This is a genomic window from Marinomonas sp. UCMA 3892 (assembly GCF_012726345.1).
In the GTDB taxonomy this organism is placed as follows: Bacteria; Pseudomonadota; Gammaproteobacteria; order Pseudomonadales; family Marinomonadaceae; genus Marinomonas.
In genome coordinates this window covers 273,855-295,079 of the sequence record NZ_PTXN01000001.1, presented here as the reverse complement: position 1 = coordinate 295,079, position 21,225 = coordinate 273,855, and the positions used below count along the sequence as shown (strand labels likewise).

Genomic DNA, 21,225 nt, shown 5'->3' with positions numbered 1-21,225 from the left:
GACGAAGTTTTTTGCAGCCGAAGTTTTTTGCAGCCGAAGTTACCTATCAAGAGTGTGCACTTTTAACTTAGACAACAAAACCACTCTTAGACCAATGTCTAGGACATAAACCTAGAGTTTATATAAAGCTTATATAAATGTTGAATATCTAGGAAAGGTCTCCACCCGTCTTAAATAAGATTTCTTTGTATATCAATCATCTATCATTTCTCAATGAAATTTTGTCGACAAAAGCTTGACTAACCCAAAATGTTATCGGTAACATCACGCTCTAGTTACCGGTAACATTTATCGTAACTAAAAGCACTATTCCTAAAAGCTGCTACTAACAAAGCGGTTCTTTCAAAAAAAAATAATGGGAAGCAATACCATGAACAAGTTCACTACCACGTTATTGACTGCCGCTACGGCCGGTATTCTATCGACTTCAGCGATTGCAGCGGATTACAACTTTAAGTTCCAATCTTCTGACCCAGCTGGCGACAAAAACTTCCAAGTTCAAAAAGAATGGACAAAACGCGTCGAAACAATGACTGGTGGCCGAGTTCATATCGACTTGCTTCCTGTTGGCAGTATCTTCAAACACACAGAAACACTAGACGGTATCAAAATGGGCATCTTGGATGGCCAAATTACTGCGACTGAATTCTTCTCTGGTAAAGATCCCGCTTTTGGCCTAATTGGTAACACAGTAGGCGCGTGGTCAAATACTCAGCAACTTCTGCAATACGTTAACTACGGTGGTGGTTACGAACTAATGAACGAACTTTACGCACCTTACGGCGTGAAATTCATTGGTGGTTCTACGACTGGCGTTGAATCTTTGGTTTCTCGTGTTCCACTAGACAGCGTTGCCGATTTAAAAGGTCTTAAACTTCGTGCGCCTGAAGGTTTGGTACAACGCGTATTCGCAGCAGCGGGCGCAGCACCAGTAAATCTGCCAGGTTCTGAAGTATTCACAGGTCTAAGCAAAGGCGTTATCGATGCCGCTGACTACACTGTTTTCTCGACTAACCAGAAAGCAGGCATGAACGATATTGCGACACATCCAGTTCAACCTGGTTTCCATTCTTTGCCATTGATTGATATCTCAATGAACAAGAAAAAATGGGACAAATTGCCAGCTGACATTCAAGCAATCCTAACCGTTTCAGTTCGTGATTTCGCAGAAGACATGACCACGCAACTACGTATTGCTGACCAAGCGGCAGTAAAAGCTGCCAAGGCAGATCCAAACATCACTATTCATGACTGGTCTGAAGAGGAACGTAAAAAATTCCGTGCTATTGCTCGTACGCAATGGAAAGAGTTCGCAAAAGGTTCTGCCAATGCGCAGAAAGTCTATGACTCTATTACAACGTACCTAGAAGCAAACGGCCTTCTATAAGCTTTTTGATGTCATGTGTTCGCTGAGTCGAATCGCATGACATCAAAACAAACCCAATGCTTATAGTTGCTTTTAAACCTGCAAGATAGGCGCTATACACCTCGAATTGTTATAGCGCTTATTTTTCATTGGATAATGATCATGAAAGACGAAATTCATCCACAGACACTGGACAGTTCTGAACAGCCGAGAAACGCCCTAGATCGTCTGATCTACTGGTTCGGTAATCTCATCAGTTTGCTGTTTATCTTTACCGTTGGCATTTCTTTTTACGAAGTTTTGATGCGTTACATATTCAACGCACCAACCATTTGGGTTCACGAAACCGCCTCATTTCTAGGTGGATGTTTGTTCGTTTATGGCGGCATTTATGCCTTGGCCATCAACAAACACGTTCGTGTGGTGCTGATATACGACATTGTCTCAGACACAACGCGTCGCTGGTTGAACGTTTTTCATCACATTATGGGGCTTGTTTTTACCAGTTTACTTAGTTGGGCCGCTTATCAGATGGTGCAGGACTCATGGTTCACGCCCTTTGGTGAACTTCGCTTAGAAACATCTGGATCCGCTTGGGATCCCGTTTTCCCTGCCTTAGTGAAAGGCATGATTTTCGCCACCTTATGTATCATGTTTGTGCAGTTTTTCTTGCACCTAATACAAGAATTAAATGGTTTAAGGAAACGCAAAGATGTTTGATTTATCCGCTATGGGCATAGGCTACGGCAGCCTACTCATGCTCGGTTCGATGATTTTATTACTGCTAACGGGCATGCAATTAGCCTTTGTTACCGCGTTAGTAGCGCTTGTTTTTGCAATCGGTTGGTTTGGCGTTGGCGCCTTACCTTTGATCACTAGCCGTTTGTACAGTTTTGTCGGTAGCTATGTATTTCTAGCTGTGCCGATGTTTGTCTTGATGGCCGCCTTATTAGATCGATCCGGTATCGCCCGAGACTTGTTCGATGCCATGAAAGTCTTTGGCCGCAAACTGCGCGGCGGTGTTGCTGTACAGACTTTATTGGTTGCTATCGTTCTAGCATCTATGTCTGGCGTTATCGGTGGTGAAACCGTGTTGCTTGGTATCTTGGCGTTACCGCAAATGTTGCGCCTTGGATACAACCGCAAACTGGCCATAGGTGTGACCTGTGCGGGTGGCGCATTAGGTACCATGCTACCGCCAAGTATCGTATTGATTATCTACGGATTAACAGCCAGCGTTTCCATCGGTGACTTATTTAAGGCGGCGTTCTTACCTGCGTTTATTCTTGCCTTCGCTTACATGGCTTACGTGTTGATCATCAGTCGTCTTCACCCAGAATATGCGCCATTGCCGAGCGAAGAAGAGCTAGCAGCGGACAAAGACGTCAACTATTTCAAAGCTCTGCTATTCCCATTACTTACTGTAATGATGGTTTTAGGCAGTATTTACACTGGTGTGGCTTCTGTTACCGAAGCGTCTGCGCTTGGTGTGGTCGGCATCATCATTAGTGCAGCGATTCGTGGTGAACTGAATTTCGCCATGCTAAAAGACAGCGCCAAAGCCACCATGAGTACCTGTGGCATGATCATTTGGATCGGTATCGGAGCAACTGCTCTAGTTGGTGTATACAACCTGATGGGCGGTATCTCCTTCGTTGAAGAAACCATTCTTGCCCTAAGCGGTGGCAGCGTGATGGGCACCGTCATGATCATGATGATCATCTTGCTTGTCCTCGGTATGTTCTTAGATTGGGTCGGTGTTGCGCTATTAACCATGCCGATCTTCGTGCCAATCATTACCGGACTTGGTTTAGATCCAATCTGGTTCGGTGTGGTGTTCTGTCTAAATATGCAAGTGTCTTTCTTATCACCACCGTTTGGCCCTGCGGCATTTTATCTGAAATCGGTTGCGCCAAAAGACATTAGTCTTGGTGAGATCTTTAGCTCTCTAATGCCTTTCATTGGTTTACAGGTGCTTGTGCTCGGCTTAGTCATATTCTTCCCTGAGCTGGCCCTTTGGTGGAAATAACCCATTGAGACCTGCCGTTCAACACGGCTTTTTGAACGACACTGCTGCCCTGCTGACAACAGCAAGGCGATAAGGACTTAAGAAGATGACAAAGAAAATTGTAGTATTAGGCGTATCAGGGTCAGGTAAATCTTTGATAGGCAAAAGCATCGCGGACAAACTTGGCTATCAATTTTTTGATGGTGACGACTTTCACTGTCAAGCCAATGTAGACAAGATGCGCCAAGGCACGCCGCTCACTGATGAAGACCGCAAGGATTGGCTGGCGACTCTTAATAGCATATTGACGGACAACCCTACGGCAGTGATTGCCTGCTCTGGATTAAAACCAGAATATCGCGCCATGCTGCGTCATGGTCTAGATGATGTCACCATGATCTACCTAAAAGGTAATATCGATACTATTTGGCAGCGCCACCAAAAGCGCGACGGTCATTATTTTAATGGTCGAGAAATGCTAGAAAGTCAGTTTGCTACCTTGATTGAACCAACAGAAGACGAAGCGTTGGTAATCGACATTTCCCAAGATGCCGACGCTGTCTTAAATGAAGCGCTTACACTTTTAGCCAATAAATAAATGCAAGCAAGAGGCACAACCATAAAGTTGTGCCTCTTTCATAAATAAGTAAATACTCACTTTCAGCATAAATCATATTTTAATTAACATCAGCTTTGCTAACAGCTAATTTTTGTTTCTAGCCATGAATGGCTTATGATAATGTTACTTGTAACAAAACATGGATACGTCACTGGTATGAAAAGTCCGAACATGAAAAACAAACGTCCTACTCTTCAAGATGTTGCTGACTTAGTTGGCGTGACTAAAATGACCGTGAGTCGTTTTCTAAGAAATCCCGATCAAGTCTCAGCTCCGCTACAAACTAAAATAGCAGAAGCATTGGAAGACCTAGGTTACATACCAAACAGAGCACCTGATATTTTATCCAAATCAAAGAGCCATGCGATTGGCGTTTTACTGCCCTCTTTAACCAACCAAGTATTCGCCGAAGTCATCCGCGGCATCGAGTCCGTAGTAGAACCCGCTGGTTATCAAACCATGCTAGCTCACTATGGTTACAGCAAAGAAGCCGAAGAAGCTCGCATTGCCACTCTGTTGTCATACAGTGTCGATGGTTTAATCATCTCAGAAAGCTATCACACCGAACGTGTGAGAAAAATGCTTGCTGTCGCGGGTATACCTGTGATCGAAATTATGGACTCAGTCTCGCCGCCAATCGAACAAGCTATCGGCATAGACAACGAAGCCGCCGCTTATGCGATGACAGAGTTTATGATCAAAAAAGGCCGACGAAAAATAGTCTATTTCGCTGCCCGAATGGACCAACGGACACTCTTTAAAATCAAGGGTTACGAAACTGCTATGCTCGACAATGGCTTAACGCCTTTGTGCTTAAAAACGAATAGCGCGTCATCCTTTACACTTGGCGCGACGTTCCTAAAAGACGCGTTACAGCAACAGCCGGACACCGATGGCATCTTTTGCACCAACGATGACTTGGCAATCGGTGCTCTCTATGCCTGCCAAAAAGCGGGAATTAACGTGCCACAAGACATCGGCATCGCCGGTTTTCATGGCCATGATATTTCTCGCGCCATGGTTCCCTTACTCACTACCGTGATCACACCTCGTGAAGAAATGGGGCGTCTAGCAGCAGAACATTTACTGTCTCGCTTACAAGGGAATCCTGTTTCACAAAGAATCATTGATTTACCTTTCAAAATAGAAGCGGGCGAAAGTATCTAAAAGTCTGCAATACTGCATAAAGAACGCTATTTAAAGCAGCAATAAACGTTGAAATTACTTCAAATAACACTGAGAAGTGTTATCATTATCGCGTTTTTTTAACCTCTCAAAGGCTGTTTTATGAAGCGCTTGCTGTCGATTGCCCTCTCCACTCTCTTACTCAGTTTCTCTCTTTCTGTTCAAGCCGTTTCTTCGGCACAAGACAGCATTAAAAATAGTGTAGAAGACAGCAAAGGCACGTTTAGCATAAATTACGTTCCGAAACGCATCGTAGTTTTGGAGCTTTCCTTTGTGGATGCATTAGCGGCCGTTGGCGTCAGCCCTGTTGGTATTGCTGATGACAAAGATCCAGAACGTATTCTAAAAGAAATTCGCAAAGAAATTAGCGATTGGACTTCGGTTGGCACTCGCTCTCAACCCAGCCTTGAAACCATAGCCGCCCTAAAACCAGATTTAATCATTGCTGATATTTCTCGTCATGAAGGGGTTTATGCAGATCTACAAAAGATAGCACCGACATTAATCCTACCTTCACGCCGAGCTACCTATGAAGAGAACCTTCACGCAACGGCCATAATTGGCAAAGCCATTGGCAAAGACAAAGAAATGCAAGCGCGCTTAAAGAAGCATGCTCAAATAATGGCTGAGTTTGCCAAACAATTACCAGAAGGCAAAGAAGTACAATTTGGCGTCGCCCGTGATGACGCGCTGTTTCTGCATACTGCCGATTCCTATGCTGGCGGAGTCATTCGCGCCTTAGGTTTAAAAAATGCTAACACAGGCCGAAGCGACGATGCCTATCGTCAAACCAGTTTAGAACAGTTTCTTGCGGTGAATCCTGACTACTTTATTGTCGGCAATTACGTCACCCCAAGCATTGTCGACAAGTGGAAAAACGAACCGCTTTGGTCTGTCTTAAAAGCCGCTAAGAATCATCATATTTATTCGGTTAACCCTAATACTTGGTCTCGTTGCCGCGGCATTATTTCAGCCGAAACCATGGGGCAAGATCTTATTAAAGTCTTTAACACGAATAAATGATCTCAATACGCCTACCCTTTATCGGCCAATGCCTAGCATTGTTGCTGCTTTTATTAATTTGTTCATGGATCAGCCTATTTAGCTGGTCCGTCATTACTATTACGCCGATGGATGCTCTGCACGCTTTGTACCAAATGAACGCAGAAAGCATTGCTCAGCATATTGTCCATGATTTAAGGCTGCCTAGAGTCCTGATCGGGATTATGGTGGGTGCCAATCTCGCCGCTGCGGGCGTCATCATGCAAGGACTGACACAAAACCCTCTCGCTTCACCTTCTGTTTTAGGTATCAACGCTGGCGCTGCGCTTGGCATGGCGACAGTTTCCAGTATTGCACCTTGGTTTGGTTTACTTGGTACTTCGGTCGCAGCCATCATTGGCGGCGGCATTGCTTGGGCGTTCGTCATGTTGCTTGGCAGCGCATGGCGAGGTGGCAATGAGCATGGCCGATTGGTGTTGGCTGGCGTCGCTATTTCTGCTCTGTGCGCGGCCTTAACCAAAGCTGTCATTATCATCGCGGAAGATCAAGCCGCAGGCGTACTTACTTGGCTAGCTGGCAGTTTGACCGATGCTAGATGGCAAACCTTTGATTCCTTCTGGCCAGTTTGTGTGATTGGTTTATTGGGCGCTATGCTGATTGCCCCAACGCTCAATCTATTGCAACTTGGTGACGACAATGCGCGAAACCTTGGTGTCTCGCTCATGTGGGTAAAATTAGGTGGCAGCTTTTTAGTTTTATTGTTGGTTGGTAGCGCCATCAGCAGCGTGGGTGCGATTGGCTTTGTCGGGCTACTGGTTCCTCATATGGCAAGAATGCTCGCAGGGCAAGACCATCGGAAATTTTTACCCATTGCTATGATGCTGGGCGCTTGCTTAGTCGTCCTATCCGATACCATCAGTCGAGCTATTATTTATCCGGCAGAAACGCCCGCTGGTGCTATTTTAGCCTTGATCGGCGCGCCGTTTTTCATCTATCTCGTCCGCAAGAGAACCTTATAATGGCCACGCGCTCGCTGCCTATTTTACTACTTGCCTTGTTAGGATTGTTGGTCGCTAATCTGATGTTTGGCGCCGTTTCCATTCCCTTTAAAAGCATTCTTGAAGGGTTTCAGGTCGGTAATGCCAACTACTTCACCGTTCATGAATACCGTTTTCCTCGTACCATTCTCGCCATGTTAGTTGGCGCTATGATGGCTCTTGCTGGCGCCTTGGTGCAGGGTGTGATTCGCAATCCATTAGCATCACCCGATGTGCTTGGCGTCAGTCATGGTGCTGGATTGGCAGCTGTGTTTTATATGACATTTTTCCCTGATGCCGATATTCGCTGGTTACCAGCTGTTGCGCTAATCGGGAGTTTGATCGCTGCGTTAATGTTGTGGTGGCTGTGTGGTCAACATAGCAGCACCATTAAACTGGCGATTACCGGTGTGGCATTGGCGGCGTTATACGCCAGCTGTATAGACTTTCTGATGCTAGTTAAACCGCTGGAAATAAACAACGCTCTGTTGTGGTTAACGGGTAGTTTATGGGGGCGCGGTTGGAATCAGCTTTCTATGTTATTGCCTTGGTTGCTGCTCATTCCTTTTGCGCTTTGGCTGGCCAAACCTCTGAACCTAATCCACCTCGGCGACGACAGTGCCATTAGTCTTGGTATCAAGGCCAACAAACTGCGTTTAGCGTCTTTGGCGATTGCCGTTGGTCTGACAGCTTCTTGTGTTGCGATTTGTGGTCCTATCGGATTTTTAGGCTTAGTGGCCCCGCATTTAACGCGTAAATTGGTCGGTGGACGCCATCAAATACTCTTACCTTCCACCATGCTAGTTGGCGCGATTTTATTGCTGCTTGCCGATCTCGTGGCTCGTACCATTGATCCACCTATTGAATTACCCGCCGGTATTATGACCGCCATTATTGGTGCGCCGTATTTTCTTTGGCTACTCCTTAGGACGAAATGATTTATGTCTCTTAGCACTCATAATTTATCTGTTGGCTACCATGATAAAGCCATTGTAAAACAGGTCGACCTAACCATTCCTGAAGGAAAAATCATCGCGTTACTCGGCCCAAACGGCTGCGGCAAATCCACTTTGCTAAAAGCCATGGCGCGTATTCTTTCCCCGATGGAAGGACAAGTTCACTGGCAAGGTAAAAACCTTCATAGTATTGCGTCCAAAAAACTGGCTCAACAGCTAGCCTTATTGCCGCAAACTCAGCCTATCCCGGAAGGAATTAAAGTCAAAGATTTGGTCGCCTATGGACGCAGCCCATATACTGGATTTTGGGGACGGATTAACAAAGATGATCAAGTAATAATAGACAAGATGATGGAGGAGACAGGCATTACCGAGCTTGCGGATCAATTGGTCAGCGAACTCTCCGGCGGCCAACGCCAACGTGTTTGGCTCGCCATGACCTTAGCACAAGATACGCCGTATTTACTGCTTGATGAACCAACCACTTATATGGATTTAAGCCATCAAGTAGAGTTGATGCACCTATTGCGTAAGTTAAACTTGCAAGGCAAAACCATCATCACGGTGCTACATGACATCAACCAAGCCGCTCGATATTGTGACCATCTCATCGTGATGAAACAAGGGGAAATCATCACCCAAGGCTCGCCAGAATCGGTACTCACACAGAAGCTACTTAAAAAGGTTTTTTCATTGAATGCGCAAATTCATCAAGATCCAATCGCCAAAACACCAATGTGCGTGGTGGAGTAAATCTAAAACAAGTAGAGAAAAATTCTCCAATAGACAATCGTCTGACATTCAAAACTCGCATTATTTTTTGAAATGACTAGACGAAAAATCCTCGCATTGAATGTCCAAAAACTCAGTTTTTTATGAGGTAACATATTCTCACTAGAGAAGTTCACCTACTTTAAGAGCCGAGCATAATAATGACCTTATCCTATACAGATACAGCAACACCAATTGATTTTGACAAGGTTACTCACACGTTAAAAGAAACCGGAATCCCTTCTTTAGCACGAGCCTCAATCCGTGAGCTTGTTGCGCTGGTTAATCGTATTGAATCCGCAACAGGTGAGCAATTCATCCGCATGGAAATGGGGGTTCCTGGCCTGCCTGCACCCAGTGTCGGCATAGAAGCAGAGATCGCAGCGCTGCATCAAGGCGTAGCTTCTAAATACCCAATGCTAGAAGGTATTCCTCAGCTGAAACAGGAAATCAGCCGTTTCTGTTCTTTGTTTATGAATATCAACGTCAGCCCAACAGGTTGCTTTCCAACCGTTGGTTCAGCTCAAGGAGCCTTGGCGGCTTTTTTAGTCGGCAACCGCACGAAAGAGCAAGGCGCTACATTATTTATTGACCCAGGCTTTCCCAATCAAAAACGTCAGCTCGATATGATAGGTCAATCTTGGGGCAGCTTTGATGTGTACAATCATCGTGGCGCAGCACTGAAGCCAGAGCTAGAAAAACATCTGTCCTCAGGAAAATACGCCACTTTACTGTATTCAAATCCAAATAATCCTGCCTGGATTTGTTTCAACGAAGAAGAGTTACAAATCATTGCCGATGTAGCTAGACGCTACGATGTCATTGTCATTGAAGACCTAGCCTATTTTGGCATGGATTACCGCGAAGACTATGCAACACCCGGCCAAGCTCCTTATCAGCCTAGTGTTGCGCATTACACCGATCAGTACATTTTATTGATTTCAAGCTCAAAAGTGTTTAGCTATGCAGGTCAACGAGTGGCAAGTTTGGTCATTTCAGATGCGCTTTACAAACAAGAGTTTACAACCTTAAAAACTAATTTTGGGCAAACACAGTTCGGCAAAGCCATCACCTTCGGTGCTATGGGAGGATTATCCGCTGGCGTTACGCATTCGGCACAATATGGTTTAGCCGCCATGTTGAAAGCCGCCAATGATGGGGAATTGCCTTTTTTAAACCTAACTAAGGTTTATGAGAAACGCGCAGCCATCATGAAAAAGCTATTCATCGACCATGGTTTTGAAATAGTGTATGCCGAAGATAACGGCAAGGCCCTAAGCGATGGTTTCTATTTTACTTTCTCTTATCCAGGAATGGATAGTGATAGCTTACTGGAAGCCCTGCTGTACCATGGAATTAGCGCCATATCCCTGCTAAATACAGGTTCCGAAAGAGTAGAAGGCGCACGCGCTTGTGTTTCTCAGGTAAAAGATGAACAACTAGCGGATCTTGAAACACGATTAAATGCCTTTCAAGCGCGCTTTAATCCTGCTTAACGCGTTACTCCCATTGCTCGCGATTTTTTCGATTGAAACGGAATTAATCAACTTAAATCCCCTTCAATCGACACTATCGCGTTCTTTTTTACAACAACACCTTTAATTATCTGCTTAATTCAAGAAAGCAGAGCAAACGCTTCATCTTGGCTTATTACGGTAGCGTATTCGCCATGTAGATTGGCAAGTGACATAGCATGTACTTCATCGGCACTACGCGATTGACCAAAAAAATCGTCTTTTTCAAAAGCAAAACAAGCACTGCTAACCACATAGGTCTTAAAACCTAAATTACCAGCACTTCTCACAGTTGATTCCACAGAATTATTCGTGCTGACGCCAACGACGACTAAGGCTTGCGCATCTTGTTCCCGTAGCCAAACATTCAAATCAGAATAGGTAAAAGCATCAGGAACCGATTTTTCAATAATTTTTTCATCGGCTAATGGCTGAAAAGCGTCTTGAAACAACACACCTTCTTGTTCTGGCCAAAACAAAGATTCAGGCTCTGTCGACAAATGACGTACATGAACAATCGGGGCATGACTAGCTCGCCAATGCGCTAATAACTCAGCAATTTCCTGCTCAGCATTTGGATTATTACGTTCACCAGCTTGTGGCCAAGACATGCCTTGCTGCATATCAATGATCACCAAAACAATCGACTTAGACATTACCCTTCCCTTTGATTTTAGTGTTTGTATTTAAACGTCTTTCTTTTGCTGCTCACTGACTTTTTCAGCCTCTCGGCTTTCAAGCGCTAACAACCGCTTTTGCTGATTACGCAGTTTAAAAAAGAAGACCACTAACGCCATGCACAGCAGGAAGGTTAAGTTACCAAGAAAATTCACTCGATATTCTAATGATTTAACGTGGGCCATTTTTGTAGCAAGCGATTGGTAATCACCTAAAGACGCAGTGGACAATTGCAAAATAGCCACGCTTCGCTCTAACTCAAAGACAGTTTGAGTTAGCTTCTGCTGGTCTTCTGAAACATTATTGGCGGCCATAGAAACCGAGACAAAGCTTCCAAGAAGCAAACACAACAACAATCGATATAACATAACATTCCCTCTGTATAACACGCACGAAAGCATGAATTAGTCACTTGGTATACATACTCTATCTACTTCTTCAGCGTAATGCTGCCTTTACCCTATAAATAAAAATATCTATTTACGACAAAGTACATTACTCAAAGCAAATAACAAAACAAACAAAAATCCCTGAACTACACTTTTATTTTGCATCGACATAATAAGAACACAACTCAAACATAAGGATGTAACTCCATGCGCACAAATCTAACGACCGCTAACCGACTTTGGCTTTTTGCTATTATTGCTATCCTTGGAGCTGCCTCGATAGGAGTAAACGGAGTATTAACTATTTCCTCTAGTAGTAAAACCACCCACAACAACCTTGAGACAATTCAGCTTAAAAGCAAGAACCTACTTGCGATTGAAAATGCAAAAATGAACTTACTTTTGCAAGTAAAAGCCTTTAAAGATGCTTTAATTAGAGGAAACGACCCGCAAAACTATACGAAATATAACGCAGAATTCAAACAACATCGCGAAGCAGTTCATGAAGATCTGGTTGAGGCCAAAGCATTAATGAAGGAACTTAATATAGGATCAGAAAAGATCGATGAATTGGCATTACTTCACAATCAACTGAGTGATAGATATCAATCGGCATTAGATAAATTCGATACAAAAGATAGTAATTCTGGTCAAAAAATAGACTTAATGGTGAAAGGAATTGATCGCCCAGCTTTAGCAGCCATGGATACACTTGTAGAAACATCCGAAAAAGAATACGGCACCTTAATTACAGAGCAAATAAGCTTTCTTGATGAGACAAGCCAAAGCGCGTTAAGCCAATCACTAGCCATTTGCTTTACCATCGTTTTACTGATTATTGTAATGGCACTTTGGATTAATCGTAATGTAATGAGCCAGCTTGGTGGCGATCCGGCCTATGCGGCAGGCATTGTTAAAAGTATTTCAGAAGGTAATCTGACCACTGCAATCACTCTAAAATCAGACGATAAAACTAGCTTGCTCGCTCAAATGCACACCATGCAAATAGCCCTCAGGGGCGTCATAGAACAAATCCGAGATGCTAGTCATTCCCTTGTCAGTTCATCTCAGCAATTAGCGGCTTCATCCCATCAGGTTGCGGTTAGCAGCACCCTACAAAGTGATACTTCAGCTACTATTGCCGCGTCAGTAGAAGAGCTCACTTACGGTATCAGCCAAGTCTCAGGCAGCGCAGATGAAGCTCATCAGTTATCGAGTAATGCTCGTGATGCTTCATCAAGTGGTGCTATACAGATGCAAAAAAACATCACCGACATCAAAACATTGCTCAATCCATTCAAGAAGCCACTCAGTCCATGCACAAACTGGGATCTCAATCGGAAAAAATCTACAGTGTTATCGGTGTCATTCAAGAAATAGCAGATCAAACCAATTTACTCGCATTAAATGCTGCCATAGAGGCCGCGAGAGCAGGAGAAACAGGACGAGGTTTCGCTGTCGTTGCTGATGAAGTGCGAACGCTTGCTGAAAAAACCGGCAAATCCACCGCAGAGATTTCTGACACTATCAACATGATCCAAAGAGATACCAAAATTGCGATTGGTGTTATGGAAAACAGTGCAAGCCAAATGCAGCCTGTCATAGATGGTGTCGATGCTACTGGCATTGCCATGCGTGAAATAGAAAATGGCACGAGACAAGTTCTAGACTCGCTAGACCAAATAACCATGATACTAGCAGAACAGAGCAAAGCGAGTAACGAAGTGGCACAAAGTGTCGAGGAAAGTGCTCAGCTTAATAAATCAAATAGTGAAGCGGTCAATGAGGTTTCTACTGCCGCCCATCACCTTAAGGATATTGCACAAAGCCTAATAATCAGCGTACAGAGATTCTCGATTTAACATGCAATCAGCCAAACATTCTAACCAAGCTCTTTTAGTTGAATGTTTGGCTATATCTAAGCTCCTTAACCTAAAGACTTTAATCTAAATCTTCTAGTTATTTTTTCGTCTATTTCTACCTTAACGCAACCTACATCACACTTTAAAAATCGAAATACTACGGTTCAACGATTCAGCTTGATCTGCAATAGCCTGACTCGCCTTAGAGTTCAACGCCACAGATTCTGACGTGTCTTCGGTGATTTCACGTATTGTGTCGACGTTCTTACTAATTTCGTTTGCCGCGATAGTCTGCTGTTCAATCGCGGTTGATACAGAACCCGCCATTGCCGAGATTTCTTCTACATCAAGAATAATCTGCTCAAGTACAGTTCCTGTAGTAGCCGCTTCATCGCGGCTTAGAACACCATCCTGACGGCAATTTTCCATTAGAACTACAATGCCCTTGGTGCGCTCTTGCAAGGTAACAATGATGTCAGAAATCTCTTCTGTCGCGGAATGAGTTCGACTTGCTAAGGCACGTACTTCATCAGCAACAACAGCAAAGCCTCGACCTTGCTCACCTGCTCTTGCGGCTTCAATCGCGGCATTAAGCGCCAGCAAATTAGTCTGTTCGGCAATACCTTGGATAACGTTCAAAACAGTTCCAATGCTTTCGCTTTCTTTTGCTAATGCACTGACGGTTTCGACAGAGCCTTCAAGTCTGTCTGAAAGCTGGCGAATACGATCAATCGCAGAGTTCACTTTAGACTGCCCTTGTCGTGCATTTTCTTGCGTTGAATGAGCCTTCGCCGCAGCCATGTCCATGCTACGGGAAATATCTTCCACTGTGCCCACCATTTCAGTGACCGATACAGCAACCATATCGGTCTCTGCTCGCTGTTTCTGTGCATCGTCTGAGGTTCTGGCTGCGTTCTGCGACAACTGCATTGTGGTGGTATTCATCTCTTGTACAGTAAGATTTGCATTCGCAATGACACGACTAAAATCCGTCAACATGTCGTTAATACTGGAAGCCACAAAACCAATCTCATCTTTCGCCGGCAAATCGACGCGTAAACCTATATTGTGAGTCGTTTGAATGTCTCGCATCGTCGTTTGGATAGTATTCAATGCCGAATTGATCGTACGATTAATAATCCATGCCACAAATACTCCAACAACAATGATGACGCCACAAAGAATAGTTGTCATCATCATGGCGAAAGATGTTTTAGCTTGAATAACCGACGTTAGCTGAGCTTCTAATGAATCGAGCGCGGTTTCAGTTTTATGGATAGACTCACGCATGGCCAGTAGTTTTCCTTCCTTACTGCTCAAACCTAAGGCTTTTTTTCCATCCGCATATTGGTTAAAACCTTTTCGATATTGATCAGAAAGAGACACTAATAGCTGAACCTTATCCGCTGGCAATGAAGCACTGCGTAAGTTGCTTTCTAACTGGTCTAAGGTTTTATTAAAAGAGGCAATATATTTAGGATTACTACGCAGCATAAAGTCTTTTTCATGTCGACGAAGCTGCAACATAGTCACAAGTAACGCATCTTGGTTCAGAGCAGATAATTCACTCTCAATATTATGAACCGCTCCACGAAGCTCCCCCTGTAATCCTGTCTCTGGTGTTAGGCCCAATACTTTAGATGCCGTTACAACAGAGGTAAAATCTGTCTGATATTCTTTAAAATCGTCGGTGAGCTCCAGCAAAGTATCAGTATCGATGGCAAAGTCACTCATCACGTTTTCAAGTAATGTTTGATCCGCAAAAAGAGAAGTCATTGTCTCGTTGAATTTTGTTTCATAAGAAAGGTCAAGACGAGCTAGAAAATCTTTTTCATTACGACGTAAGGTCAGCATATTCACTTGTTGGTGTACGACAAGATTCTTGGCATAGTTCAGCTTTTCAAGGTTACTCTGCGTACTATAAAAAAGCCCCAACATGGCGACAAGCGCCACAACCAATAATACGGTATTTAAAATTAATTTATGTTTAATGAGCACAATTGGCTCCTGTCATTCAAAAAAAACGATCCCTTACTTACACTAAAATAATTCCATCTATCTATATGATAATTCATAAAAAACAGAAGATCCTCGATTCGCACAATTCCATAATAAACGTCACAGGAAATAACAAAGGGGACCAAGGTTTGTTACAGAAAAACATCGCACATCAAAACCGAGCAAAAGACGCTTTTAGAAAATCCAGCAATAAACGTAACTTTTTAGACTCCGCTGTTCCTGGAGGAAAAACCGCGTAAACATCAATTCCCGTACATTTATAATCCGACAAAATTCGCTCTAAACTGCCATTGGCGATACGAGGTAGCGCATCGTACATAGGAATGCGCCCTATACCATTACCGCCTTCTAAAAAGATCGTCCTCGCTGCTGCGTTGTTGGTACTAACACCACCATGAACAGACAAGCTAAAGGACTTATCACCTTGGCTAAGATGCACAGTATTTGCCGCTGGTGTATACACCACCCAATCATGGTCATAAAGTTCTTCGGGCTTAGTTGGCCTGCCGCGACGACGAAAATATTCTGGCGAGCCACATAAACAAGTTTCGAAGGTCTTTAGCTTACTGGCTTGCAACCCAGAGTCTAATAAGGGCGCACCACGAATCGCGAGATCAACACCGTCTTTGATGATATTGACCACTTCATCACTTAGGGAAACATTCAGTTCGATTAAAGGATAAAGCCTTCGAAATTCATTCAGCGCCGGCACAATCACCTGCAAGCCCAAATTCACCGGACAAGAGATCTTCAATTTCCCTTCTGGCTCTTGCTTGGCTTTTTCTATCTGTAGGTTCGCTTCATGAGCTTGAAAAGCAATGGCTCGGCAACGCTGATAATAGGCTTCGCCTGTTTCAGTCAATGACAAAGAACGAGTAGTACGATTCAGTAGTTTTACGCCAAGCTGCTCTTCTAACTTTTTCAGGTGATAACTCACCACACCACGGGAAATCCCCATGAATTTAGCTGCCGCGGTCAAACTGCCTTGCTCCACCACTTGGGCAAACACCACCATACTTTTTAACTGCTCAAAGGAGACTTCCATAGTGACGACTCTTTTCTAAAGGTAAATAAGAATAGATTTTTATTGTATCAATTATTTGACTAATGAAGTCAAAATTCACCCCATTATGCTCATTCGATTAATTAGATAGACTAATCACAAGTTAATAACACAACTCATTCAAACATTTAGGAGCCTCTTATGAGCAGCAAAAAAATTCTAGTCGTTCTAACATCGCATTCAGATTTAGGCGATACAGGTCACAAAACAGGTTTTTGGGTAGAAGAATTCGCCGCACCTTATTATGCTTTCCTTGATGCTGGCGCAGAAGTAACCGTGGTTACACCAAAAGGCGGACAAGCGCCAATCGATCCAAACAGCACTGCGCCAGATGCGCAAACCGAAGCAACTGAACGCTTCTACAAAGATCAAGCAGCACAAGATGTTATTGCTAACACGCAAAAGCTTAGCGATGTGAAACAAGACGATTTCGACGCTATCTTCTATCCAGGCGGCCACGGTCCACTTTGGGATCTAACTGAAAACGAAGAATCCATTGCCTTGATCGAAAGCTTCATCGCAGCGAATAAGCCAATCTCTTCTGTTTGCCACGCACCAAGCGCGTTCTTGAACATCAAAGACACCGACGGAGAGTACTTCATCAAGGGTAAAACCGTGACAGGCTTCACTAACAGCGAAGAAGCAGCGGTTCAATTAACAGAAGTTGTGCCTTTCTTGTTAGAAGATGAAATGAAAAAACGCGGTGCAGATTACAAAAACACAGCAGACTGGACACCATTTGCCGTTCAAGACGGTTTGATGATCACAGGTCAAAACCCTGCCAGCTCAGAATTGGTTGCGGAAAAACTATTGGCTCACTTAAATAAATAAGCCCTACTAGCCAGTTGGTGAAAGTATAAAAAAACCGTCTCAAGGTTACTTGAGGCGGTTTTTCTGTTTTATCGCCAGTAAAACTAAGGCGTTATAACGCGTAATCGAAAACAATAATGTCTTCTAAGATCGGCCCTAGTTGTGCTTTTAATACTTCGTGTTCTGGGTGAGGAATGTAGGCATCACGTGCAGCTTCGTCCACAAAGGTCATAAACACACAATGGGTATACTCTTTATTGCGCCCTTCTGGACTATTATTTAGCCCCCATTCAACAGACTCAATGCCATCGATTTTGCTCTTAATTTTTTCGAAGTTAGCCAAAGACGTGCCAATATCCGCTTCGCTGGCTTGCGCTTTATATTGAATAAACAACACATGACGAATCATAAAGAATCCTGTTTAGGTAAAATTATTTAGCAAAATCATACTCTGCTCTTCCCGCTAAAAACATGCGAAAGGTACACAATTCTTAAAAGGTCAATTTTGTTCAATAGTGCAAACAATACAGGTACGGCTCAAAGCTTTTACGGTAAACAGCTCATACGAAACTTGTCATCCAGCGCTTTAGGCAGCACCAAGGTACTGAACTGTAAGCGTTCTGATTGTTTGCACACGCTATTACGCTCTGATTCATCATCCACATAAATGCGACGATATTCCGCATTCAATACAGGCTTACCGGCTTTAATAAAACTTGAATATGAACGGCATTCGGAATATTCAAAGCATTGCTCTGTAATGGCAAAATCAAAGTCACTGCTCAGTGCCCGTGCCTGATCAGGATCGTTTTTCAAACCTATCGCCAAACCTCTAGCGTGGGCTTGCGCGGCTAAAAAGCGATTGTAATCTAATTGATCATTGGCTCGGAATGAAAAACCGGTATTAGTTCGGTAACTGTCGACGTTATCTGGCTCGACCCCATCACATCCTTTTGAGACGGCTAGATCAAGACGACGAATCATGACATCACGCACTTGGCTAGAACGAATATCTAACCAGCGCTCATTGTCCCAACCACTCAAGGTTTTCCCCAAATCTTTGGCAGCAAAATTGGCTGCGTCAGGCCGCCAATCTTCGTATGAACCCGCTGAAAAATAACAAATGACTTTTTTACCGGACGCTTGTAGACGTTGAATCAGCTCAACAGGCGAATCAAACAAATCAATGTCATATAAATCTACGTCGTAATCTTCATTAACAACACCATCAAGTTGCCACTGCCAAGTCACAGAAACCGGTGGGCGATACCAATCATCCGCCGCATAAAGAGGGGAAAAAAGAGATGACAGCAGTATATACAACACACTGGCTGGAAAAAGTAGAACGCGCATAGTGAACCCCATATGCTCAAAAGGCTAAAAAGCCCGCGACAGGTCTTGCCGCAAGCCCCCACTCTACTCTGTTATGACGTGAAAGGCTCTCAATCTAATGGCTTAGATTCTAGTGGAATATCTGAGACAGGCATTCTGTAGAGATGCTGCCGTGACAAACGGATGTGACACCGCCGCTCATGCTGACACGAAAATCCTCGCTGATTTCAATATCAATCTGACCACCTGGCATCATCACCTTGATAGACGAGTCACATAAACCTAACTTATACGCCACTGCGGCAGCGGCGCAACTGCTACTGCCAGATGCTAAGGTATAACCTGCTCCTCGCTCCCAGATTTCGATCACAATATGATTACGATCAATAACTTGCATAAATTGCACATTGGTTCGATTAGGAAAGTTGGGATGTGTTTCAATCAAGGGGCCAAATTCTTTTGCCATGATTTCGGTTGGCGACTCGGCCAAAATCACGCAATGAGGATTGCCAATAGTGACAGCGCTGTAAATATGATTCAGGCTCATTACATTAAGATTTTCTAACAAGACTTCGCGAGGTTCACCCCAAACTGGAATGTCTTGGCTAAGAAAAGACACCTTACCCATTTCCACATCCACCCGCTGTCCATTGTCAGACACTTGTGCCCTGACCACACCACCTTTGGTTTCAATGGTAAAAGGTTTATCTTTCACCAAACCTTGATCCCATAGAGAACGACAAAATATCCGCAAGCCGTTACCGCTTTTCTCCGCTTCGCTGGCATCGGGATTAAATATACGTAAACCAAAGTCAGCGACATTAGAAGAAAATGGACCAATCAACACACCATCTGACGCCACGCCATAATGTTTATGGCAAATGTTTTTAATGATCAAGGCGGCAGGCTCATCAGGAAACTCATCTGGCGACACGACTAAATACACATTACCTAGCGCATGATACTTACGAAAATCCATTGCCTTATTCCTCTGATTATTCAATTAACTGATTGGCTAAAGCGTATTTTATCAAGCCTGCAGATGTATGAATATCCAACTTGTTTTTAAGATTTTGTCGATGTGTTTCAACAGTTCTCACACTGATATTCAATAATTGAGCAATTTCTTTATTAGATAACCCTGCCGCTAGTGCTTTCAACACAGCCACTTCTCGTTTAGTTAAGTCATCAGACTGTTTAGGAGAAGCCGCCAATGAAAACAGCGAATCAGACGCTCCTGAGCTAAAATACGTGCCACCTTGGCAGACTGTATTAATCGCTTGCACCAATTCCTCTGACGACACATCTTTTAATACATAGCCATTCGCACCTGACTGAATTAATGACAAGATATACTCTTTGTCATTATGCATACTAAGCATCAAAATTTTGACATTGGGCTGCTCTGCTTTAAACCGTTTAGTGGCTTCTAGTCCATTTAATATCGGCATAGAAACATCCATCAGAACCAGATCGGGTTGCAGCTCTTTAGGGAACATACGAACAAGTAAGACAATTTTTAGCTGACTTTCAGCTTGTGACAGTATTTCCTCAGAAGCGACATTTAATCACCACTTAACCCACTTGTAAGGTACTTCAAGCACCTTACAACCGTTATTTGGACGGATTAACCCCGTGCAGAACGTATCATCTGATCTACTCGTAACAAATTTCCAAGTGCAAACAGCACGGCGAGTTTGTTGTCATTTTTAGACAGGCCTTTGTAGACGACTTTGCGGAACCCAAACTGGCATTTCAGTATTCTAAACGGGTGCTCGACTTTCGCTCGGATACTCGCCTTTAAGTATTCCGTTCKGATCAGCTGCTTGTTGAGGCGGGGGTGCTTTTTCCAAGCACGTATCTTGCTGGGCATCTCAGCTACTAACCAATCGACATTCTTATCTTTTGTTTCTGTGCGCTTTTCTACGCCACGGTAGCCAGAGTCCGCCGATACAAATGACTCATTGCCATGAAGAAGTTCCGTCAACTGGTTTAAATCGTGATCATTGGCAGGCGTCGTGGTGAAGCTGTGAACTAACCCACGCTTTGCATCAACACCGATGTGAGCTTTCATGCCAAAGAACCATTGTTTTCCCTTTTGCGTTTGGTGCATTTCGGGATCGCGTGCATTAGATTTATTTTTGGTGGAACTTGCTGCCTCAATAATCGTCGCATCAACGATTGTCCCTTCTTTAAAGTAGGTRCCAGAATCAGACAGCCATTTGTTTACTTCTTTGAAGAGTTTACGACCCAGCTTATGCTTCTCAAGCAGGTGACGGAAATTCATGATGGTCGTGTGGTCTGGGATCGCACCTTCTAATGATAGGCCAGCAAACAGCCGCATAGAGGTGATCTCGTAAAGGGCATCTTCCATCGCTGGATCACTCATGTTGTACCAGTTCTGCATAAAGTGAATGCGTAGCATGGTAGCGAGAGGGTATGGACGCCGACCATTGCCAGCTTTTGGGTAAAACGGCTCAATCTGAGCTTCGAGCTGTAGCCATGGAATCAGCTCATTCATCCGACCAAGGAAGAGCTCTTTGCGAGTCTTGCGGCGTTTGCTGGTAAATTCGGTATCGGCGAAGGAAAGCTGATTCATGTCATTCGGTCTTGA

At 43.9% G+C, this 21,225-nt stretch carries 22 protein-coding genes; 13 read left to right on the top strand and 9 right to left on the bottom strand.

Going from position 1 to position 21,225, the window contains the following annotated elements; translation table 11 throughout:
* Nucleotides 1–370: 370 nt before the first annotated feature.
* The 10 genes from B6N13_RS01540 to B6N13_RS01495 all read left to right on the top strand — a co-directional run bounded on the left by B6N13_RS01540 (nucleotide 371) and on the right by B6N13_RS01495 (nucleotide 10,440).
* A complete protein-coding gene (locus B6N13_RS01540) occupies nucleotides 371–1,387 on the top strand; it encodes a TRAP transporter substrate-binding protein (protein ID WP_011978527.1) in 1,017 nt (338 codons plus the stop codon).
* A 141-nt stretch (nucleotides 1,388–1,528) separates the two neighbouring features.
* On the top strand, nucleotides 1,529–2,086 hold the full coding sequence (locus tag B6N13_RS01535; RefSeq protein ID WP_169458243.1) for a TRAP transporter small permease subunit: 558 nt from the start codon (nucleotides 1,529–1,531) through the stop codon (nucleotides 2,084–2,086).
* The gene (locus B6N13_RS01530; protein ID WP_169458242.1) at nucleotides 2,079–3,395 is read left to right on the top strand and encodes a TRAP transporter large permease subunit; all 1,317 of its coding nucleotides are present in this window, start codon (nucleotides 2,079–2,081) and stop codon (nucleotides 3,393–3,395) included. The genes B6N13_RS01535 and B6N13_RS01530 overlap by 8 nt, the downstream gene beginning before the upstream one ends.
* Before the next feature lie 85 nt (nucleotides 3,396–3,480).
* Nucleotides 3,481–3,972: a gluconokinase gene (locus tag B6N13_RS01525; RefSeq protein ID WP_011978524.1), complete on the top strand. Its 492-nt coding sequence runs from the start codon at nucleotides 3,481–3,483 to the stop codon at nucleotides 3,970–3,972.
* A gap of 192 nt (nucleotides 3,973–4,164) precedes the next feature.
* Complete coding sequence (gene gntR / locus B6N13_RS01520; protein ID WP_048814214.1) at nucleotides 4,165–5,160, top strand: gluconate operon transcriptional repressor GntR; 996 nt, start codon at nucleotides 4,165–4,167, stop codon at nucleotides 5,158–5,160.
* A gap of 120 nt (nucleotides 5,161–5,280) precedes the next feature.
* Entirely contained in the window at nucleotides 5,281–6,201 is a 921-nt protein-coding gene (locus B6N13_RS01515) for a Fe(3+)-dicitrate ABC transporter substrate-binding protein FecB (protein WP_011978522.1), read from the top strand.
* Nucleotides 6,198–7,199 (top strand): iron chelate uptake ABC transporter family permease subunit, encoded by a 1,002-nt coding sequence (locus B6N13_RS01510; protein WP_169458241.1) that lies wholly within the window; start codon nucleotides 6,198–6,200, stop codon nucleotides 7,197–7,199. Before B6N13_RS01515 ends, B6N13_RS01510 begins: the two co-directional genes overlap by 4 nt.
* Complete coding sequence (gene fecD / locus B6N13_RS01505; protein ID WP_011978520.1) at nucleotides 7,199–8,155, top strand: Fe(3+) dicitrate ABC transporter permease subunit FecD; 957 nt, start codon at nucleotides 7,199–7,201, stop codon at nucleotides 8,153–8,155. The genes B6N13_RS01510 and fecD overlap by 1 nt, the downstream gene beginning before the upstream one ends.
* A 3-nt stretch (nucleotides 8,156–8,158) precedes the next feature.
* Entirely contained in the window at nucleotides 8,159–8,926 is a 768-nt protein-coding gene (fecE, locus tag B6N13_RS01500) for a Fe(3+) dicitrate ABC transporter ATP-binding protein FecE (protein WP_169458240.1), read from the top strand.
* 179 nt (nucleotides 8,927–9,105) lie between these two features.
* Nucleotides 9,106–10,440: a pyridoxal phosphate-dependent aminotransferase gene (locus B6N13_RS01495; RefSeq protein ID WP_169458239.1), complete on the top strand. Its 1,335-nt coding sequence runs from the start codon at nucleotides 9,106–9,108 to the stop codon at nucleotides 10,438–10,440.
* 119 nt (nucleotides 10,441–10,559) lie between these two features.
* Here B6N13_RS01495 and B6N13_RS01490 read toward each other — a convergent pair whose 3' ends face one another.
* Nucleotides 10,560–11,114: a cysteine hydrolase family protein gene (locus B6N13_RS01490; protein ID WP_072838903.1), complete on the bottom strand. Its 555-nt coding sequence runs from the start codon at nucleotides 11,112–11,114 to the stop codon at nucleotides 10,560–10,562.
* Nucleotides 11,115–11,144: 30 nt separating this feature from the next.
* The gene (locus B6N13_RS01485) at nucleotides 11,145–11,504 is read right to left on the bottom strand and encodes a hypothetical protein (RefSeq protein ID WP_048813901.1); all 360 of its coding nucleotides are present in this window, start codon (nucleotides 11,502–11,504) and stop codon (nucleotides 11,145–11,147) included.
* A gap of 228 nt (nucleotides 11,505–11,732) precedes the next feature.
* Between B6N13_RS01485 and B6N13_RS01480 the strand changes: the two genes are divergently transcribed.
* Both B6N13_RS01480 and B6N13_RS01475 read left to right on the top strand, forming a co-directional pair.
* Nucleotides 11,733–12,905 (top strand): methyl-accepting chemotaxis protein, encoded by a 1,173-nt coding sequence (locus B6N13_RS01480; RefSeq protein WP_169458238.1) that lies wholly within the window; start codon nucleotides 11,733–11,735, stop codon nucleotides 12,903–12,905.
* On the top strand, nucleotides 12,842–13,387 hold the full coding sequence (locus tag B6N13_RS01475) for a methyl-accepting chemotaxis protein (protein WP_282434050.1): 546 nt from the start codon (nucleotides 12,842–12,844) through the stop codon (nucleotides 13,385–13,387). The genes B6N13_RS01480 and B6N13_RS01475 overlap by 64 nt, the downstream gene beginning before the upstream one ends.
* Nucleotides 13,388–13,522: 135 nt before the next feature.
* Here the strand turns inward: B6N13_RS01475 and B6N13_RS23635 are convergent, their stop codons facing one another.
* Nucleotides 13,523–15,385: a methyl-accepting chemotaxis protein gene (locus tag B6N13_RS23635; RefSeq protein ID WP_169458237.1), complete on the bottom strand. Its 1,863-nt coding sequence runs from the start codon at nucleotides 15,383–15,385 to the stop codon at nucleotides 13,523–13,525.
* A gap of 172 nt (nucleotides 15,386–15,557) precedes the next feature.
* Nucleotides 15,558–16,451 (bottom strand): LysR family transcriptional regulator, encoded by an 894-nt coding sequence (locus tag B6N13_RS01465; RefSeq protein WP_169458236.1) that lies wholly within the window; start codon nucleotides 16,449–16,451, stop codon nucleotides 15,558–15,560.
* A 159-nt stretch (nucleotides 16,452–16,610) separates the two neighbouring features.
* Between B6N13_RS01465 and B6N13_RS01460 the strand changes: the two genes are divergently transcribed.
* A complete protein-coding gene (locus B6N13_RS01460; protein WP_169458235.1) occupies nucleotides 16,611–17,300 on the top strand; it encodes a type 1 glutamine amidotransferase domain-containing protein in 690 nt (229 codons plus the stop codon).
* Nucleotides 17,301–17,391: 91 nt separating this feature from the next.
* On the opposite strand, the gene B6N13_RS01455 is transcribed toward B6N13_RS01460, so the two are convergent.
* From B6N13_RS01455 to B6N13_RS01435, 5 genes are all read right to left on the bottom strand, one after another.
* Complete coding sequence (locus B6N13_RS01455) at nucleotides 17,392–17,688, bottom strand: Dabb family protein (RefSeq protein WP_169458234.1); 297 nt, start codon at nucleotides 17,686–17,688, stop codon at nucleotides 17,392–17,394.
* A 137-nt stretch (nucleotides 17,689–17,825) separates the two neighbouring features.
* On the bottom strand, nucleotides 17,826–18,632 hold the full coding sequence (locus B6N13_RS01450; protein ID WP_169458233.1) for an endo alpha-1,4 polygalactosaminidase: 807 nt from the start codon (nucleotides 18,630–18,632) through the stop codon (nucleotides 17,826–17,828).
* Nucleotides 18,633–18,741: 109 nt separating this feature from the next.
* Nucleotides 18,742–19,590, bottom strand: a complete 849-nt coding sequence (gene dapF, locus B6N13_RS01445) for a diaminopimelate epimerase (protein ID WP_169458232.1) — start codon at nucleotides 19,588–19,590, stop codon at nucleotides 18,742–18,744.
* A gap of 16 nt (nucleotides 19,591–19,606) precedes the next feature.
* Entirely contained in the window at nucleotides 19,607–20,110 is a 504-nt protein-coding gene (locus tag B6N13_RS01440) for a response regulator transcription factor (RefSeq protein ID WP_169458231.1), read from the bottom strand.
* 128 nt (nucleotides 20,111–20,238) lie between these two features.
* Entirely contained in the window at nucleotides 20,239–21,210 is a 972-nt protein-coding gene (locus B6N13_RS01435; protein WP_067038543.1) for an IS5 family transposase, read from the bottom strand.
* Nucleotides 21,211–21,225: the final 15 nt, after the last annotated feature.